Origin of the sequence: Solibacillus cecembensis (assembly GCF_050272495.1) — a bacterium.
Lineage (GTDB): Bacteria > Bacillota > Bacilli > Bacillales_A > Planococcaceae > Solibacillus > Solibacillus cecembensis.
On record NZ_JBNNMF010000020.1, the window covers coordinates 1 to 17,963 of the forward strand.

At 36.6% G+C, this 17,963-nt stretch carries 20 protein-coding genes; 1 reads left to right on the forward strand and 19 read right to left on the reverse strand.

The features are described 5' to 3' along the window. Positions 1 to 123: 123 nt before the first annotated feature. The 15 genes from ACQKIH_RS16485 to ACQKIH_RS16555 form a co-directional block, all read right to left on the reverse strand. Positions 124 to 285: a DUF3953 domain-containing protein gene (locus ACQKIH_RS16485; protein WP_427767986.1), complete on the reverse strand. Its 162-nt coding sequence runs from the start codon at positions 283 to 285 to the stop codon at positions 124 to 126. A gap of 1,002 nt (positions 286 to 1,287) precedes the next feature. After that, entirely contained in the window at positions 1,288 to 2,061 is a 774-nt protein-coding gene (locus ACQKIH_RS16490; protein WP_427767921.1) for an SDR family oxidoreductase, read from the reverse strand. Between the two features lie 169 nt (positions 2,062 to 2,230). Next, positions 2,231 to 2,761, reverse strand: coding sequence for a GNAT family N-acetyltransferase (locus tag ACQKIH_RS16495; protein WP_427767922.1), 531 nt, complete (start codon positions 2,759 to 2,761; stop codon positions 2,231 to 2,233). Between the two features lie 43 nt (positions 2,762 to 2,804). Then, positions 2,805 to 3,314, reverse strand: coding sequence for a hypothetical protein (locus ACQKIH_RS16500; protein WP_427767923.1), 510 nt, complete (start codon positions 3,312 to 3,314; stop codon positions 2,805 to 2,807). 593 nt (positions 3,315 to 3,907) lie between these two features. Continuing rightward, on the reverse strand, positions 3,908 to 4,426 hold the full coding sequence (locus tag ACQKIH_RS16505) for a YfiT family bacillithiol transferase (RefSeq protein ID WP_427767924.1): 519 nt from the start codon (positions 4,424 to 4,426) through the stop codon (positions 3,908 to 3,910). 138 nt (positions 4,427 to 4,564) lie between these two features. Further along, entirely contained in the window at positions 4,565 to 5,080 is a 516-nt protein-coding gene (locus ACQKIH_RS16510) for a GNAT family N-acetyltransferase (protein ID WP_427767925.1), read from the reverse strand. Between the two features lie 129 nt (positions 5,081 to 5,209). Next, positions 5,210 to 6,175 carry a quinone oxidoreductase family protein gene (locus ACQKIH_RS16515; protein ID WP_427767926.1) on the reverse strand — a complete coding sequence of 322 codons (966 nt, stop codon included), beginning with the start codon at positions 6,173 to 6,175 and terminating at the stop codon, positions 5,210 to 5,212. A gap of 358 nt (positions 6,176 to 6,533) precedes the next feature. Next, on the reverse strand, positions 6,534 to 6,986 hold the full coding sequence (locus ACQKIH_RS16520; protein ID WP_427767927.1) for a hypothetical protein: 453 nt from the start codon (positions 6,984 to 6,986) through the stop codon (positions 6,534 to 6,536). 97 nt (positions 6,987 to 7,083) lie between these two features. Beyond that, entirely contained in the window at positions 7,084 to 7,620 is a 537-nt protein-coding gene (locus tag ACQKIH_RS16525) for a TVP38/TMEM64 family protein (RefSeq protein ID WP_427767928.1), read from the reverse strand. 106 nt (positions 7,621 to 7,726) lie between these two features. Beyond that, on the reverse strand, positions 7,727 to 9,346 hold the full coding sequence (locus ACQKIH_RS16530) for a Na/Pi cotransporter family protein (RefSeq protein ID WP_057983324.1): 1,620 nt from the start codon (positions 9,344 to 9,346) through the stop codon (positions 7,727 to 7,729). Between the two features lie 230 nt (positions 9,347 to 9,576). Continuing rightward, entirely contained in the window at positions 9,577 to 10,242 is a 666-nt protein-coding gene (locus tag ACQKIH_RS16535; RefSeq protein ID WP_427767929.1) for a peptidylprolyl isomerase, read from the reverse strand. A gap of 99 nt (positions 10,243 to 10,341) precedes the next feature. Continuing rightward, positions 10,342 to 10,740 (reverse strand): hypothetical protein, encoded by a 399-nt coding sequence (locus tag ACQKIH_RS16540; RefSeq protein WP_427767930.1) that lies wholly within the window; start codon positions 10,738 to 10,740, stop codon positions 10,342 to 10,344. A gap of 226 nt (positions 10,741 to 10,966) precedes the next feature. After that, a complete protein-coding gene (locus ACQKIH_RS16545) occupies positions 10,967 to 11,731 on the reverse strand; it encodes a polysaccharide deacetylase family protein (RefSeq protein ID WP_427767931.1) in 765 nt (254 codons plus the stop codon). Continuing rightward, positions 11,732 to 12,691: a M23 family metallopeptidase gene (locus ACQKIH_RS16550; protein ID WP_427767987.1), complete on the reverse strand. Its 960-nt coding sequence runs from the start codon at positions 12,689 to 12,691 to the stop codon at positions 11,732 to 11,734. Positions 12,692 to 12,913: 222 nt separating this feature from the next. After that, positions 12,914 to 13,336, reverse strand: coding sequence for a hypothetical protein (locus ACQKIH_RS16555; RefSeq protein ID WP_427767932.1), 423 nt, complete (start codon positions 13,334 to 13,336; stop codon positions 12,914 to 12,916). 141 nt (positions 13,337 to 13,477) lie between these two features. Here ACQKIH_RS16555 and ACQKIH_RS16560 point away from each other — a divergent pair, with 141 nt between their 5' ends. Then, positions 13,478 to 14,011, forward strand: coding sequence for a dihydrofolate reductase family protein (locus tag ACQKIH_RS16560; protein ID WP_427767933.1), 534 nt, complete (start codon positions 13,478 to 13,480; stop codon positions 14,009 to 14,011). Positions 14,012 to 14,184: 173 nt separating this feature from the next. On the opposite strand, the gene ACQKIH_RS16565 is transcribed toward ACQKIH_RS16560, so the two are convergent. From ACQKIH_RS16565 to ribD, 4 genes are all read right to left on the reverse strand, one after another. Beyond that, positions 14,185 to 14,958, reverse strand: coding sequence for a GNAT family N-acetyltransferase (locus tag ACQKIH_RS16565; protein WP_427767934.1), 774 nt, complete (start codon positions 14,956 to 14,958; stop codon positions 14,185 to 14,187). Between the two features lie 240 nt (positions 14,959 to 15,198). Next, on the reverse strand, positions 15,199 to 15,756 hold the full coding sequence (locus ACQKIH_RS16570) for a 5' nucleotidase, NT5C type (protein WP_427767935.1): 558 nt from the start codon (positions 15,754 to 15,756) through the stop codon (positions 15,199 to 15,201). 9 nt (positions 15,757 to 15,765) lie between these two features. Next, positions 15,766 to 16,848: an FAD-dependent monooxygenase gene (locus tag ACQKIH_RS16575; RefSeq protein ID WP_427767936.1), complete on the reverse strand. Its 1,083-nt coding sequence runs from the start codon at positions 16,846 to 16,848 to the stop codon at positions 15,766 to 15,768. After that, positions 16,841 to 17,953: a bifunctional diaminohydroxyphosphoribosylaminopyrimidine deaminase/5-amino-6-(5-phosphoribosylamino)uracil reductase RibD gene (gene ribD, locus ACQKIH_RS16580; RefSeq protein WP_427767937.1), complete on the reverse strand. Its 1,113-nt coding sequence runs from the start codon at positions 17,951 to 17,953 to the stop codon at positions 16,841 to 16,843. Before ribD ends, ACQKIH_RS16575 begins: the two co-directional genes overlap by 8 nt. Positions 17,954 to 17,963 lie beyond the last annotated feature (10 nt).

Genomic DNA, 17,963 nt, shown 5'->3' on the forward strand with positions numbered 1-17,963 from the left:
GTTCTTTTATTATATATGAAAAGAGCGAGGTATTCGACGATTCAATCGTCGAATACCTCGCAAAGTTAAACTATATGGACTTTTTCAGTACCCTCATTCAATTGAATGGGGGGTGTTGATTCCCTAACTTACATTCGGGAACGTTTTTATGTTTATAAAATATTGGATAGCTACGAATATTGATAATATAAATACAACTACCAGAAACCAACCCACTATTTTTTTATTTTTTTTGAATTCTATTAGCCCGAACACAAGCATTGTTAACCCTGAAAATATAAACATATATGCAATGAAATAAAATTTTTTTGTGAATAGAAAACAACCGGCAAAAGCTACAGCAATAATTGAAAATAAAATTTGCAAAATCTTTAACAAAGTTAACCACCCCTTAAATATAAAAGCTAAAGGAACTATTTCAATAAATGTTGGTATAGTTCCTTTACGAATATTCCCAAAGCGGTGTTTGGGCACATTTTGAAATGTTTGTTGAACTAAAGCACCCTTTAGTTTAATAAGAAATCATTCGTTGAACCTTAGATTTTTACATAACTATTTGATTAGTTATTAATCCTAAAATTACAAACCCAACAATAAAAGCACCTATGTGAATTAAAATCTTATATCTCAACTTAATTTTTAACAAGAAATATAACCTAAAGGTAAAATAAATTATTATCAAATCAATAGGTGTCTTAATCAGTGAAACAGTAAATTTATTATTGATATGGAATTGTTCATAAATAAAGTCCCTAAAAAAAGAATTATTTGCTAAAGCAATCATAGAAAAAACGACTTGATAAACAAAAAACTTAAAAAGGTTCACACAATTCCAACTCCCCTATAATCCAATCTTGATTATATTCTTGTTTTACTTCTCCTAAAGTATTGTTTTACTAATTTTATTCAACTATCCTGCACTGTTAGTTGAAGTATAACCTTCCCAAACCGTCGTTTGGTAACATTTCATTGAGATTCTATTTATATGTTATCACCATTCAGAACAAGTGGATTGAAGTCCTTCTTTAAAATTATTTTTTGCAGCGTCTTCGGGTGTCTTTTTCTATAAAAAACAGCGATAAATACTGTTAAACCAGTGTTTGTTACTGTTTAAAATATTTCCAAGCTTGTATTTGGTGACGTTATTCACCTTTATTTTGTATACTTTATAAATCTATGTTGCACTAAAGCATCTAATAGTTTAAGTATTATATTTCATAAATTGATATCTATCCTTAGAATTTAATACAATAAAAAGGCTCTAGAACCAAAGTTTTTTAATTTAATTCACCTTTTAAATCCACCTTCTGAATGAATAATCTGACCTGTAATCCAATCTGCTTCATCGCTCACTAGAAATTTAATAGTTTTTGCAACATCTTTCGGTTTTCCTATTCTACCGAAAGGAAACATCGGTTCTAATTTATTTTTTATTTCTTCTGTCATCCAACCTGTATCAGTTGGACCTGGATTTAATGCATTTACCGTTATACCTAAAGGGGCTAGTTCAGCCGACAACGTAATAGTTAAAGCATCAACTGCTCCTTTTGTTGTTGCATATGCTAATTCGCCAGGCATTGGTCCTTGAAACTGACCTGAAGTAATATTGACTATTCTTCCACCTGATTTCTTATCAAACTTTTGAGCAAATCTACTACTTAATAATGTAGTTGCACGCACATTTACCATGTAATGTTTATCTAATTCTTCGGCAGTTAAATTAGAAAAATCGTTGTTAGTTGAGTATGCTGCATTATTAATTAAAATATCAGGATTACCAAGTTGTTCAGAAACTTTATTGATAAGTTGTTCAGGCGCATCATGTTGAGTTAAATCCAACTCCATACATGATACCTTAATCCCTTTTTTTGTTAATTCTTCTTTTAATTTCAGGGGTTCATCTAATTCAATGCTCCAAGGCATTTTTTTATCATATTCCGTCCAATAAGTAAAAAATATATGATAACCCGATTCAGCTAACTCCATACAAATAGCAGCTCCAATCCCTCTTAGACGGCTTACACCAGTGATAATCGCAATTTTCCCTTTTAATTGGTCCATTATCATCCCTCCCATCCCTAATATAATTTTACGACAATTAACCAAATTATTGAAATACATATTGTACTAATGCCCTCGTTAGTAAATAAAACTGTACTATAAACGGCGTGATTCGAATTCTTATTTATGATGTATAAATGTTCAATATCAAATATATAAGTTTGTTACACTACTTTCCCCATTCATAATCTAAAACCCCATATAATAACGAGTCTCGCCAGCCATTTTTAATTAACAAGTCTTCGCGAATTTTACCTTCATTTATCATTCCCACTTTTTCTAAAACTTTTGATGATGCTATATTTCTTGGATCGCAAGTTGCATAAATACGATGAAGGTTAAGATTCTTGAATCCAAAATCAATTAATAATGTAGCGACTTCTGTTGCTATTCCTTTTCCCCAATAATCTGGATTAACAATATACGCGATTTCACCAGCAAGATTAGCGTAATCTCTTATATTAAACTCCCCAGCACCAATCATTTTTTCCATGTAGATTATTGCAAACACAAACCTTTCTCTTGGTTCTTGCTTTGAATCTTTTAGCACTTGAGTTACAAAGTTTTGTGATTCTTCCTCTGTATTGGGTCCCCAAGGCTGATATTGGCAAACCAATTCTTGTGATGCGTATTTATGTAGATCTATCCAATCATTTTCAATAAACTCCCTTAATACTAACCTTTCATTTGACAGCTTCATTATTAACCCACCTTTATTTAGTTTAAGTGCTGTACTAAAAAAATCAACGTTTAATCTGAAGAGAATCCCCAATAGGAATCGTCTTTTCAACAATTTCGCCATCAGTATTTTGCCATGAAATATCTAGCTTATATGCTTCAAAAATCTTTTGTAACTGCTCATCTGAAAAATTTTTCGCATAAAAAATAGAGCGCATCGAATCTTCCTTAAAGCTTCCATTATTAAAATCGCTTGATCTACCATTCCCGTTCGTATATTTAGGTCCGGCGTCTAATTTTATTTGATCCATAAATGCACTCCAATCAAAATCGTGCTCTACGGTTAGATGATGAAACTTTTTCCCATTTCTCACTTTATAATCAAACACAACAACCGCATAATTGCCTTCAATTTCTTGTTTTGTAAAAAGTCTAGATTGATTGATTAAATGCCTAAGTTCTTCCTCGCTGACCGTTTGAATCTCAAATTGAAGTTTATCGTCTAATATTTGCTCCTTTTGTGAGCAGCCTAGGAGTAACAGGACAAATAGGATTACGAATACAATTTTTTTCATAGCATCTCCTCTAAGCTTGTATTAACTTATACAAATATCAACATCAAAATTCAAAGTTTGTAGACATTGCACTTCTAAAGCAATCTCTAGTAAAAGTAGAGTTAATATTTCCTTTTTATTAATCTTATCAAGTAGAACATAAGTGAAATCAAAAATGATAGAAGTATAATAATTATTGTACCGAATGTATAAGTCGCTGTTTCTGCATAATGACGGCCGCCATCAAATACATTAGCAAGTAGAAAAAGAGAATTACACTAATCATTAAAGTTAAGAAAAAAATACTAACACACTTCAACACATTACCTATCTGCAACCTAATTTTACCATAATATCACAATACCTTACTCGACTATTTATCTTGGTTAGCTAAAATTAAAAAGCTACTCAAAGTGTTGTAAGAGGCATACAATTCATGCATACAAATACGCATAGATAATGTTCATACAAAAAGCCACGGAACGTTGATTTAACAACATTCGTGACTTAATGATATATCCCAAAAGTTTCATTCAGGAATGTTATTAGGTTAATTTTTGTATGTTTCATAAATCATTGCTACACTAGAAAAACTGTGTAAATCTCAAAGCCCTTTACCACCCTTGACGATCACACAAAGAAGTAATATGAGCAAGATGATGCTTACCATGCCAAGCATAGATTCCTATATTCTTACCTACTGAAACTTCACCTGAATCTGGATGAATAAATATCTTTTTCATATCAGCAGGAGTTAGACTGCGTAAAAGGTAGGTCCAGCGTTTGTGTAATGTTTCGAGAAGTAAAAGTGAATCATCAATTGGTAATTTATAATCAGATAGTTCCGCCCATTTCGTTTCGTCATATGGTTTGATTACTGGTTTTTTTTCAGTTAGAGCCAATTTAAAACGAACGTAGGCATTCATATGACTATCTGCAAGATGGTGTATTACTTGTCGTACAGTCCATCCTCCAGAACGATAAGCCGTATCAAGCTGTTCATTGTCTAAATTTTCCACAGCATCTCGTAATAAACTCGGTAAAACCTCAATCTCATTGATCCAAACACTTATAACACTACTCGTAATTTCATCATCAAATTGAAAAGTACCAATCGGATATTTCATTTCCATCAACGTATTCCCCTTGTGTAAAATTTATATATTTCGAGTAAAAAAAGGATTAATTTTATCGCTTTCTGCTCAAATTAAAATAGTTTTGATTTTCATATTCCGCAATGATAGATGTAATGCTTACCAGCGGATAATTGCTTAGACATTGAAGTCTAGATTTTTAATCGCGAACATCGAATGATCCTGAATGATTCCTGTCTCTACAAAACCAAATGAAGCGTATAAGGCTTTAGCTACGACATTACTTGTATGATAAAAGAGGGCTACATATTTTGCTTCCCCATGTGGCCGAGTTTCAATATCCATCAACATTTTTTCAAAAGCAAGTTTGCCATATCCTTTACCCTGATAACTTTCCCCAATCATAATGTGCCAAACAAAATAGCACTTTTCTCCATAAAAAACTTCATTTTCAAATGATTCATGGTCCAGCGTATCGTAAATATACATCAAAAATCCAACCACAACTTCATCGGCATAAATAGCAATGGGAGTCGCTGGTATCCCGTCTACGTTCAACATATGAGCGTCTGCAAAGCTTCGGAGGTTAGTAGTTTCTATGAAGTCTTTCTGATTTCCCCCTACATCAAGTGCTATTACTTCTTCAATGTTTTCCCCGGTTATCTTTCGTAATTCAATCATTTTTGTCTTCATATTGCGGCCCCCCTTTCAACTAGTCATTCCCGTGCTTAACTACCGTACGATTTTTATTATGTTCCATGCTACGTGGTAGATATACGTATTATCACATATCCGAATCACCTATTTAGAAATCAGCAGTAATCAATTTAATTTCAATAAAATTTTCCCATGATGTTGACGTTTTTCGAAATACTTATGCGCTTCTATTATGTTTTCTAAATTAAATATTCGATCTATATGAAGTTGTAGTGTTTGATTGGAAAATTGATCAATCATATTTTCGGCAAATGGACGGATAAATTCAGGCTTCAGTTTGCGTGTCGTTCCTAAGCTAAACCCTTTAATCGACCGACAACTACTATGCACATCATTCGTAGTAAAGTTTCCTTTTTCCCCACTGCTATTGCCAAACTGGACGAGCGTGCCAAAAGGTGCTAAACACCGTAAACTATCCGCAGTAATATTGCCAGCAACCGAGTCAAAAATAACTGTTGCGCCAAATGAGTTTGTAGCCTCTAGTGTTACTTCTACAAAATCCTCATATGTACATACAACATCTGCTCCTAATGTTTTCACATAATTTATTTTGTTACGTGAACCTACTGTAGCGATTATTTTTTGACATTGTAGCTGTTTGCAAAGTTGGACAAGCATCGAACCTACACCACCTGACGCACTATGAATAATTACCGTATCCTCATTACTGACATTTCCAATTGCGTTTACTAAGATTTCAGCTAAAAAGCTAACAGTAGGCATAGTAGCAGCTTGTTCAAATGAAAGAGTAGCAGGAATTTTATAGACCAAGCTTTCATGTGCGACAGCCATTTCCGAATAACTACCGTTTTTAGGGAATGCAATCACTCTATCGCCAACTTCAAATTGACTTGAGCAACTTTCAATTACTGTACCGGCTAAATCAAGACCTAGCGTTATTGGAAATGCACCTTTTGCCTTAGCACCTGTTCGATTTTTAATGTCTGCAAAATTAATACTCGTATAAGCACCTTCAATTAACACATCTCCATCTGTTAAGCTTGGTACGTGAATTTGCTGTACTTGTAAAACATCAGCTGAACCAAATTCAAATTGTTGAATAATTTTCATTTTAATCCCCCTGCTAAAAGATCGTTTTTAGTATTCATAATATACCAAAAATAAGTAATTAGAGTAAACATCACAATACATATTTCCTGTTGCTATAAATTACTTTAATCGATCGTGCATAAAAATTTTCTGAATGGTTTTCAAACAAAAAGCCATGGAAAGTTGATTATTAAACAACATTCATGGCTTTTTGGTTAATTTTATAAGATTTATTACTAGTGTGTTTCGGCCTTTTTTATCAAATAAAGATCATGTATAAATATCCCTCTTGTTTCATTTTTGAGTAAAAAACAACTTGTTGAATTAAAAATCGTTACTAAACAACGCCTGTATCAATCACCCGCTATTTTCATAACGATTACTCTACTTCTAAACTAAATGAATAAAATGCGTCTCCATTCGATACATTTTCACTCTCAGCATCCATCCACCAAACGCCAAAAGAATAATAATACACACCTTTATTAGTAGGTGCTAAAAAGCTATTATTTTCAATTGTGATTTCATTCTCATTTTCTTCACTAATTTGTAGCAGATGAAATTCAGTAGGTTTAGGTTGAAAATCCATTGAAAAAGTGATTTTGGAATCTGGCTTTACCTTAATCGGCTCTGTTCCTTCTAAAAGTTCCACAGGTCCAGCAGTATCTACACATCCATTTTTCCAACAATACGTTCCTAGCTTTGTTTCGTGAGTTTCATTAGCGAGTTTGACAGTTACGGTTGGTGGCTTTTCATCTGATAGCTCATCGTTTGAACAACCAACTAAGGTAAAAATGATTAAAGTTAAGAATAGAAACAACTGTTTTTTCATAAATTTCACTCCTTTTAGAGTGATAGACGTGTTGAACTCTCCAAACGTTACAAAGAAATTCGTCTTGAGTGCCAAGTGTTACACTAGGTTTGTTTATTTACGTAGAAAATCTCCGTTTCAACTTCCGCCCAATTAATACTAACATCAGCAAGTAAGTACTAACTAAAAGCATCGTACTCCATTGATTATCTTCAAATTTCTGCCCTGCCATTGTAAAAGCGACCATTGTGGGGAGTTTGCCAATGACTGTCGCAAAAGTAAATGCCAAAACAGGCATAGAAGTGACGCCAGCAATGGCATTCAAACCTGCTGAAGGCATGATTGGAATTAAGCGACCGATTAAAATGGCTAAAAAAGCATTACGATCCAACATCGTAAAAAAGCCGTCCAACCGCGCATATGCCGCGACCTTTTTTCTTGCCCAGCGCGCCAAAATAGTACGACTTAAATAGAACATGCCGATACAGCCAACTGTTGTTCCACCAAGGCTTATTAATAGTGCGAGCCAAAACGGTTGATTGGTTGCAATGTAGCCGACAATTAACGGAATGGGCATGGCTGGGACAAACGCTAACCCTACCATAATTAAAAAACTGCCCCAAACACTCGCACTACTCTTCTCAATCCAATCCATGTTGTATGTCACTCCTCTCTATATCATCCTTTTTAATCTGCACAATTTCCTTTCATATATAACGAATAAAGGCGAAAACCCTGTCTATGTGGGTTTTCGCCTTTTATTATTTCACTGTATCCACAATGTTTTTCGCGTGATCGCCAATTCGTTCAAGATTGCTGATGATGTCCGCAAAAACAATGCCTGCTGAACCATTGCAAATACCTTCGTTCAGACGATAAATATGCATTTTTCGCAATTTACGTTCCATCACATCAATTTCATTTTCTCTTGCATACACTTCTTTTGCAATTGATGGATCATTTTTTTCAAGTGCTTGTAAAGCAAGGCGCACCGTTTCCATTGTAAATTCATACATTTCGACTAACTCTGCCTGCGCTTCATCACTTAGTTTTGCTTTATTTGCATCGCGGTATTGTAAAAACTCTACAATATTTTCTACATGGTCACCGATTCGCTCGATATCACGAATGTTATCAAATAAATTATGATGTAACGTCGATTCGGTTTTTGATAAAGCTTGTTTCGAAAGCTTAACTAAATAGTCCGTTGATTTACGATCTAAATTGTTGATCGCTTCTTCTAACTGCTCAACATTGCCAATCGCTTTTGTATCACCTGTTTGTAAATAATTTAAAGCTTCTTCCATGCCTTGTACACTATATGCACCCATATGCAATACTTCCATTTTCGCTTGACCTAAAGCGACAGATGGTGATTGCGCAATTAAACTTTCATCTAAATATTTTGGCTTATGTGCGATGACATTATCCTCACCTGGGATGAGTTTCGTCACAATCCATGCAAGTGCACCGATAAATGGTAATTGGATTAATGTGTTCGCCACATTAAATGTACCGTGCGCAAACGCAATTTGCATTTTGTTTTCTAAATTTAAAACGCCAGTAATCCATTCCACATAGGCAGTGAACGGCACTAATAAAAGCATGAAAATTATCGAACCAATTATGTTAAATAACACATGCGTTGCTGCGGCACGGCGAGCGGCAACCGAAGCACCTAATGAAGCTAAAATCGCAGTAATCGTTGTTCCGATATTATCACCGAATAAAACAGGTAGCGCCCCTTGTAAAGGAATTAACCCTTCTGCATAAAGCCCTTGTAAAATTCCGACTGTCGCAGATGATGATTGTACAATTAGTGTAAAGATTGTCCCGACAACAAGACCTAATACTGGAATATCACTCATTTGTACAGTTAATTCTAAAAATGGTTGCCAGTCACGTAATGGCTTCATGCCGCTACTCATCATTTCTAAACCGATGAATAGTCCCGCGAAACCGAATAATATTTGTCCAATATTTTGGATTGTACTTTTCTTAAAGAAGAATAAGAAGATAGCACCTAACGCCATAATTGGGTAAGCATATTCCCCAACATCAATCCCGATAATAAATGCGGTTACCGTCGTTCCGATATTGGCACCCATAATGACACCGATGGCTTGTCTTAATGTCATAAAGCCAGCACTTACAAGACCAACTGTAATAACCGTCGTCCCTGAGCTTGATTGAATTAAAACCGTTACCATCAACCCGACAAGTACACCCATAAATGGATTTGTTGTGAACTTATCTAATATATCTCTAAGTCGATCACCGGCCGCCTTTTGTAAGCCATCTCCCATATACTTAATGGCGAACAAGAAGAGTCCTAAACCGCCTAAAAATTGAAATATCATCTCTTGAAAATTAATATCCATATTCAACTACCTTTCAACGTTATGTGCCTTATTATCAATTGCTTCGGTACAAATGTAAACCGCATTTACAATCTCTTAACATTTAATTAATAATATTTTCAATAACAGTATAAAATCCGACATATTTGCGGAAATTTATGACAAAAATAACCCCCGTAAATGTTAATTGGATAGATAACCTATACGGGGGATTCGACATTTACTATTCACTTATCTGAAATGGGTTATCTTTATTTTACAACAGGTGCAGGATAGTCAAAGCCTTTTGTATCGACTTCCACCTTTTTCATTTGCTGATCTTGTAATGGTTTATCCGCTGCATCTCGCTCGGCGTTTACAATGCTATCCACCGTTTCAAGGCCTTCGATTACTTTACCAAAAGCAGCGTATTCCCCATCTAAATGAGGTGATTTTTCCGTCATGATGAAAAATTGTGAGCCAGCAGAATCTGGATCCCCCGAACGTGCCATTGAAAGAACACCGCGCTCGTGACTTAAATTATTTTCAAAATCATTGTTTGTAAATTCACCGGCAATGCTATAATCTGGACCGCCAGTACCATTGCCTAGTGGGTCTCCACCTTGAACCATAAAGCCAGGAATCACGCGATGGAAAATAAGTCCATCATAAAAACCGTCTTCCACTAAAGAAATGAAATTTGCTACTGTATTCGGTGCAATCTTAGGCTCTAATTCCACAACGATTTTCTCATCATTCGCCATCGTAATTGTCACAATCGGATTTTCCGTTACATCGGCTGCGTAATCCTTTTGCTCAGTTGGCTCTTTTGCCGTGTCTTCTACTTCCTCTTTTTCTTTTTTATCGCCACAAGCAGATAAAATGAATAACACTGCCATTAAACTAAGTACAAGCATACCTCTTTTTCGACTAAACATTCCGTTCCAACTCCTCTATGTAATTTCTTTACTCACCTATAGTATCAGATTCGACAAAGGTTTTCGCTGCTAAACGTCCAAAATAATAAAAAAACACGATTATGTACGACGTCCTTTTTTCTCAAAAGCATCAATGACAAAATACAAAAGAGCTGTGATAATCGCATAAATAACCGCCCCCATTACCGGAATAGCGATTGATTCCATCACATTCACTGCAATGAGCATCAAAGTTATCGAAATGAGCAAATGCCCCCAAAACTTGTGAAAAGCGTGATTTGACTGTATTTTTGCTTGAACAAATCCTTGCATGGCACTCGATAAAATAAACTCCACAATGCCAAACACAATAATAAAAAGCGCAAATGATTGCCAGCGATCATATGTAAATCCTAATAAAATTAACGCAAAAACTTCCGCGGCAATGACAACGCCGATAATCTCTATGAAAACGAGTAGTGCGAAGAGAATGCCGAATATATTTTTTAGTTTGTTCATGTAACTGTATTAGTCCTTCCTATATCCATAATGGATGTATTCACGTTGCCACTAAATAGTAAGTGATTATACTATAAAAGACAAATCGGTTTAGGAGTTAAACTTCTTTTTATTTTCGATTGTTGCTTCACTAATATATCATCGAACTTGACTTGACTTAACTAAACATTAAATAAAGCCCTTGTACACGCTAATCTTGCGTATACAAGGGCTTCTCCTTTACTCGCTATGATTTACTCGCATTCTCTTGTTGCACCTTACTTTTTTGTTGTACCTGAAGCAAGTCTGAAATGGTCACAAATTTATAGCCTTCTTTTTGCAGTGCTGGTAAAATTTGTGATAGTGCTTCTACCGTCTGCTTCCTATTCCCTCCACCGTCATGGAAAAGCACGACATTTCCTTTCCTTGAACCTTTCAGAACGGTATCAACGATTCTTTTCACACCGGGATCTTTCCAATCTTCCGTATCTAGATGCCAAGACCACATCACCACTTTATAACCATCCTTTACAACCTCTTCAATTAACGCATCTGTATATAGCCCTTCCACTGGTCGAAATAACTTAGGGGCGTATCCGGTTATACTAAAAATGGCGTCATTTGTTTGTTCAATTTCCTCCATGAGTTGCGGTACAGTGGATTTGAATGGATGAGAATAAGTATGATTGGCTAATTCGTGCCCTTCTTCATACATGCGTAAAATTACTTCCGGATTTTTTTCAACTTGTTCCCCGACTACAAAAAACGTACCCTTTGCGTCATATTTGTTCAATAAATCCAGCACTTCATTCGTATATTTTTTGTGTGGTCCATCATCAAATGTCAGCGCAATAATCTTTTCTTCTGTTTTAATATCCCATACAATTTTTCCAGCGTTTTCGTAATACGGTCTTCCCCGATCTGCTGCCATCGTGACCACAACGTAAAATATGGAAACAAGGACGACTAAAATAGCCAATACAATAACAATTTTCGTCACTTTGCGTTTCAATTACACACCGCCTTTCGTTTGCCGCTCCCATAACAGGAGTGATGGATAAGGGTCAAATGCCCACTCTGTTCGACCGTTAAATTTATACATACCGTAATGCAAATGTGGAGCGAACTTACCAGATGTTCCCTCTTTCCCGTAACCGCTACTTCCAACATAGCCAATGAGCGTCCCTGGTTCGACAATGTCTCCTAGCGCTATACCTTTTTCAAAACTTTTTAAATGGGCAAAATAGTGATACGTATTGTTGTGATCGCGAATGCCAATACGCCAGCCACCAAAATCATTCCAACCAATGATCTCAATGATGCCATAAGTAGTGGCATAAACTTGTGTACCATACCCTGCAAACAGGTCTGTCCCTTCATGCATCCTGCGCCCTCCCCAGCCACGTTTCGCTCCCCATGTCCCGCGGTAGCTGTAATCATACTTTACGGGTAGTGGAAAATGATGTTTTGCAAGAGCAATTGTTTTAAAGTGTGCAAAAAGTTGCATATTGGTCATGATTTGTTTGACGGCTTCTTCCTTTTTGTAATAAGTCATTAAAGCCAATTCGAAATCTTTTTCGGTAGTGCCGAAACCGCTTAAATAGCTTGTCAGGGATTTGATCACATCTTCATCATGATTCGGATTTGCCATACCATCGCCGTTACCATCCAAGCCGAAACCACCGAAATAACCGATAGTCCCTGGTGAAGTATCATCCGGATATGGATTGATGTCACCCGCCCAATATTCTTTTGAAAATTGGATAGCAGTAATCCCTTCTCGCTTCGGAATATCTGAACGGACCGACTGAATGTTTCGTTCATAATGGTCCACCGCAGCAAGTTGGTACCAAGGAACGGTTGCTTGCTCAAATTGCTTATAAAAGGCCATGCGTTGTTCATAAATATCTTCTTTTGAAGGTGATGACTCTTGTGCAAATGCCTCATTCGCAAAAACAGTACTCCATAGCATCAAAATCGAAAAAATGGCCATGCGACGAACGAACAATAAGTAAACCTCCTTTCCTTCTTTCTTAGTGTGAGTTCAAATTTAGTTTTCATGAGTTCAAATTTTTTTGAAGCTTAAGTTAAAATTATTTATAGTATGAGCTGACAAATAAAATAGATGTAAATTTTTGATTGCCATTTTTCAAACAAAAAGGCATCCGAATCGACATTCGAATGCTTTTTTGCATTATAAATAATTCGTCATATATGAGAAAAGTTCGGAGTCCTTTTTTAATATGAATTGCTTCATTTTACCTCTATCTTGTTGAATACCAATAATATTTCGTGCAAAATCAAGTGAGATTGATATTTTTATATCGGTATTTGAAAAATCAAATGCGATGGCTATGTCACGATTAAATTTTTGTATATTTGGAATCCATTTCTTTTTATATGTCTCATTTTCAAGTATTTCTAGTAAATGTTTTATTTCTTCATTATTTAGCTGAACAATTGTTGTCCTTGGATTCAGCACAGAAGCACGTTGAATTGTGTAGTCATTTAATTCAGGTAATGCTTCTTGATTCGTTACTGTAGATTTGTTATAGATGAAGAAGAAAACAAGCGATACTACCGAACAGATAAGAAAAAGACGAATTCTTTTTTTCATAAGCACCTCCATCTAGACCTCCCTTTATTTTACAGTAAAATAGATATGATTTCACGTACAAAATGATGTATCGGTTGTCATTTTCGGAATTTTAAACTACAATAATTAGAACATATATTCTGTTTTATAGGAGGAGAAATTATGAAAAATCAAAGAAAATTAATGCTGTTTATTGCTACGAGCTTAGATGGTTATATTGCAACAAAAAATGATACGCTAGAATGGTTGTTTAAAGTAGAAGGTGAAGGTGACAATGGGTATTCTGCGTTTTATGATACCGTGGATACCGTTGTGATGGGAAAAAGAACATATGATTGGATTAAGGGAAATATGGAGGGTGTCTTCCCATATTTAGATAAAAAATGCTATGTATTTTCAAGATCGGCTCACGGTGAAAATGAAGAAGTCACGTTTGTTCAGGATGACATCGTGAATTTTACGAATGAATTAAAAAAACAAGACGGCAAAAACATTTGGCTTGTCGGTGGTGGTGATTTATTGCATTCCTTTATCAAGGAAAAACTAGTTGATGAATTCATCATCACCACTGCGCCTGTTATAATTGGTAACGGCATCCCATTATTTAAAGAACATGATTTCAATTTGGAGCTTTCTCTAAAAGGGGTTCAGCAATTCAATCAATTTGTGGAACTCCATTATGAAGTACGAAAATGAATAAATAGAGCCCATTCACACACTATAATTCAGTGTGCGAATGGGCTCTATATGGTGTGATTCATTACTGTTCCAAATGTAATCACTTCTAAAGCTATGTGTAAGGACTAAAAAAGTTGTTTAATTCCTATTAGGCTAACATTCCTATATATTTTAAAATGTTAATTCTTCCATTATTCAGTGGGTGACTGGCATTCATATGAGTATGCAAGACAACAAAAACCACACTTTTCTAGGATTGGTCTACTCATCGGACTGGCGTCAACAGTAAGGAAAGGATGCCCCTTTTCATATGCCATTTGTGCACGAGCAGTTAATAGTTTTGTGTAATAACCCTTTCCTCGAAATAATGGAAGCGTAGAACCTCCCCAAAGACTAGCAAAAGACGAGTTTGGTTCTAAGTACATCCAAGCAGCACATACTAGCTGCCCATCTTCATAAATTCCATAAAGGAATAATGAGTCAGGATTATTCTGTTTGTCTCTCCAAAGTTTCACTCCTAGCTCCGCATGAGATTCGTTCCAGATGGTATCTTCTAGAACAACAATATCTTGAATGCCCTGTTCATCTGTTATTTCCTTTAAGCCGAGGAGCTGGCTATTAGTAAGTAAAGGGTGTTGATCATCTAATTCCATGACCATGAGAGCTTCAGGACTACCAATTTTAAATCCTTCTTGATCAAGAATATCTTTCAAATTATCAGGCTTATCGTAGCTATAAACCTTCCACTCAAAATCCTGCTTACGGTTACTAAAATAGTTTAACTCATGTCTAATAATTGCTCTTGCATTACCTTCGTTTACATTTGAAGAAATAATAAACCCATTTTCATCATACTTTGAAATGTGACGCACAACATACTCTGTTTCTTCTCTAATGTAACCTTGTGTTTGAGCTTCATGTCGAAGTTCTTTATGGAATCGTGAAATTAATTCATTTTTATCCATTTTCAATCTCCCTTTGGTTTTAACTAAAGTAAAGTATCTTCTAGAATAGCGTTGGATTTCTCACTCGTATGTGTAGACTTTCGCAAAATCACTTACTTATTATACCATTTAGTTATACCAATATGGGAGTATTTATAACTTTATTCAACTTACCATTCCGATAGTTTCATAAGCTCTAAATTTTTAGTGTTTTATTATATGTTAAACAACTTTATTGTCTACCAACACAATGCACAGCCATCACCAAATTTTTTCAAAGTCTTTCCAGTCCATTAATCGTGGATATGTGACATGCTGATTGTATGGCTGATTCTTTACGATAATCTTTGTTGAAATGGCGGAAAGTGTGTCCAGTACAGCCGGTTTATCGTCCACGTAGTAATCAAGTTCAAGTGCCTCAATGGTAGCGATTTTTTCGTCATCCTCCATGCCACAGAAGAAATGCCCTTCAGCAACTGGAAAGCCTTGCGCAATCATCCAATCTTTTGTCCGTCCGCAAAATTGCTTCGGACGTGACGTAATGTAGTACACTTCATGACCTTCTGCAACGAGTGCTTGCAAAGTTTCAAGTGCACCTTCATACACCGGGCAGCTTGTGAAATAAATCGTTTCCATTGAACGCTGCCACATCGCGCGCCCTTCTTCATTTGTTAATCCAAAGGGGGCATGAATTTCTACTGTAGGAATGCCTTGAAAGACATCCATTCCAAAATTCTGACCAAATTCCTTGTTGTATAATTCAAATGCATAGCCGCGCAAATGAATTAATGTATCATCTATATCAAAACCAAATCTCATATTTTCCACCTAATCCATTACGATGAAATTTTGCGCGAAGCTCTGTTCCTTTTCAACTTGCACTTCGCGTAATTTCGCCGTTTGATGTTTTCTCATTGTTGCACATTCTTTAAAGTTGGGCTGCAAAATGGTGTTCGGATCAAGTAAACTCGCGAACACGTCTGCATCCTCCATCGCAGCATTCAGACCAAATGCCCCAGTTGGTGTCATTGTATGCACTGCATCACCGATTAATATGACACCATCTGTTCCCCAGTTTTCACTAGTCGAGCTAAATACATCGAGCAATACAAAATCCTGCCAAGATTGTATATGGGTGCTTACACTTTCTGTTAGTGGCGGGAACGCTTGGACGAGCTTGTCAATAAATGGATCAAATGGCTGCTTTCTTAACTGTGGATAACTACCTTTTTCAATATTCCATCCTATTTGGACATAGCCTTTAGCTTGCGTGAACAATGAAATTTGCATGTCATCAACAAGGGCCATTTTTATTGCTGGCGCCCAATTAGCAGGTGTGGGGATACGTGCCCATAGTAAATCATAGCCATGACTATATATTTGCGTATCAAGCCCTGCTTTTTTGCGGATTGTTGAGTGACGTCCATCTGCGCCAACAATAAGTGCTGCGTCAATCGTGAGCTCTTCCCCGTCATGAAATGCTGTAACTTGCGTGTAGTGACCATTTTCGTCTTGTACTAAACTTTTGACCGTCGTATTGAGGAGTAAGTGAAAATTCGGGTATTGTTCCGCTTCCTCTATAATAACTTGTAGCAAATGGGCTTGTGGCACATGAATCCCTAGATGACCAACAGCTGGGTCAGCTTGAATCATTTTAACTGTTTGACCGTTATGGCAATATTCGAGCGTTTCCATGCGCAACAGACCAAGCTTTTCCACTCGTTCAAAGAGGCCGTGTTTTTTCAAGATAGCTTCGCCCGTTTCATTTAAATGCTCGCCTCGGAATGCCTTTGCTAAAGAGTTCGTACGTTCCACTAATTGTACAGAAAAGCCTTTTTTTACGAGCAACAAGCTAAGGAGCGCGCCACCTGGACCTGCTCCGACGATACAAATATCGACTTCTTTATTCACGTTCATCCCTCTTTTGAGGATAGGCTATGAGACATAGATCGTCCCCTATTTTTTGCACATCTGAAAAATTGAGCTGCATTGCGGCATCCATTGAGGACACATCTTCCCCGCGGAACGGATTAATGGAATGTTCGCCACCTAATACTTTTGGTGCAATATAGACGATGAATTTATCAATAAAGCCTGCACGAAGGAATGAGGCATTTATTGCTCCGCCACCTTCCACTAATATGTCTGTAATTCCGCGCTCATAAAGCTGTGTCAGCATTTCTTCTATATTTAAGCCGCCCTCATTTTTCCCTACGCGTAAAACTTCCACACCTTGTGCGACTAAGCTTTGTGCCTTTTCTTTTGGCGCTTCCAGTGATGTAACGATAATTGTTTTTGCATCAGTCGTATTTGCTACATGGCTTGTAAGCGGTGTTTGCAAAGCTGAATCTAAAATAATACGCACCGGACTTTTACTGTTTCGATCATCAAGACGCGTTGTTAGCTGTGGATTATCGGCTAACACTGTCCCAACTCCGACTAAAATCGCATCCATTTCATGTCGCAGTTCATGTACATGTTTACGCGCCGCTTCTCCAGTAATCCATTTAGAATGACCGTTTGCTGTGGCAATTTTGCCGTCAAGCGTCATCGCAAATTTCGATATTACAAATGGACGGTTCGTAAGCATATTATGGATAAAGCGTTCATTTAAACGTCGTGCTTGCTCTTCTAACAAACCGACTTCCACTTCAATGCCGGCATCACGAAGCAATTGAATACCGCGTCCTGCAACAGATGGATTCGGGTCTTTCATTGCTATGAGAACACGTGTGACACCGGATTCCTTCACTAAATTTGCACAAGGTGGTGTTTTGCCAAAATGCGAGCAAGGTTCCAACGTAACATAAAGAGTCGCCCCTTTTGCATGTTCACCAGCCATACGGAAAGCATGAACTTCCGCATGTGGTTCGCCCGACTTCCTATGTAATCCCGTGCCGACAATAACACCGTCTTTTACAATGACTGCTCCGACAAGTGGATTCGGATTCGTATTGCCCCGTGCACTTGTTGCTAAATCTAATGCCAGCTGCATATAAGTTTGATCGTTTTGCATGATGAACTTC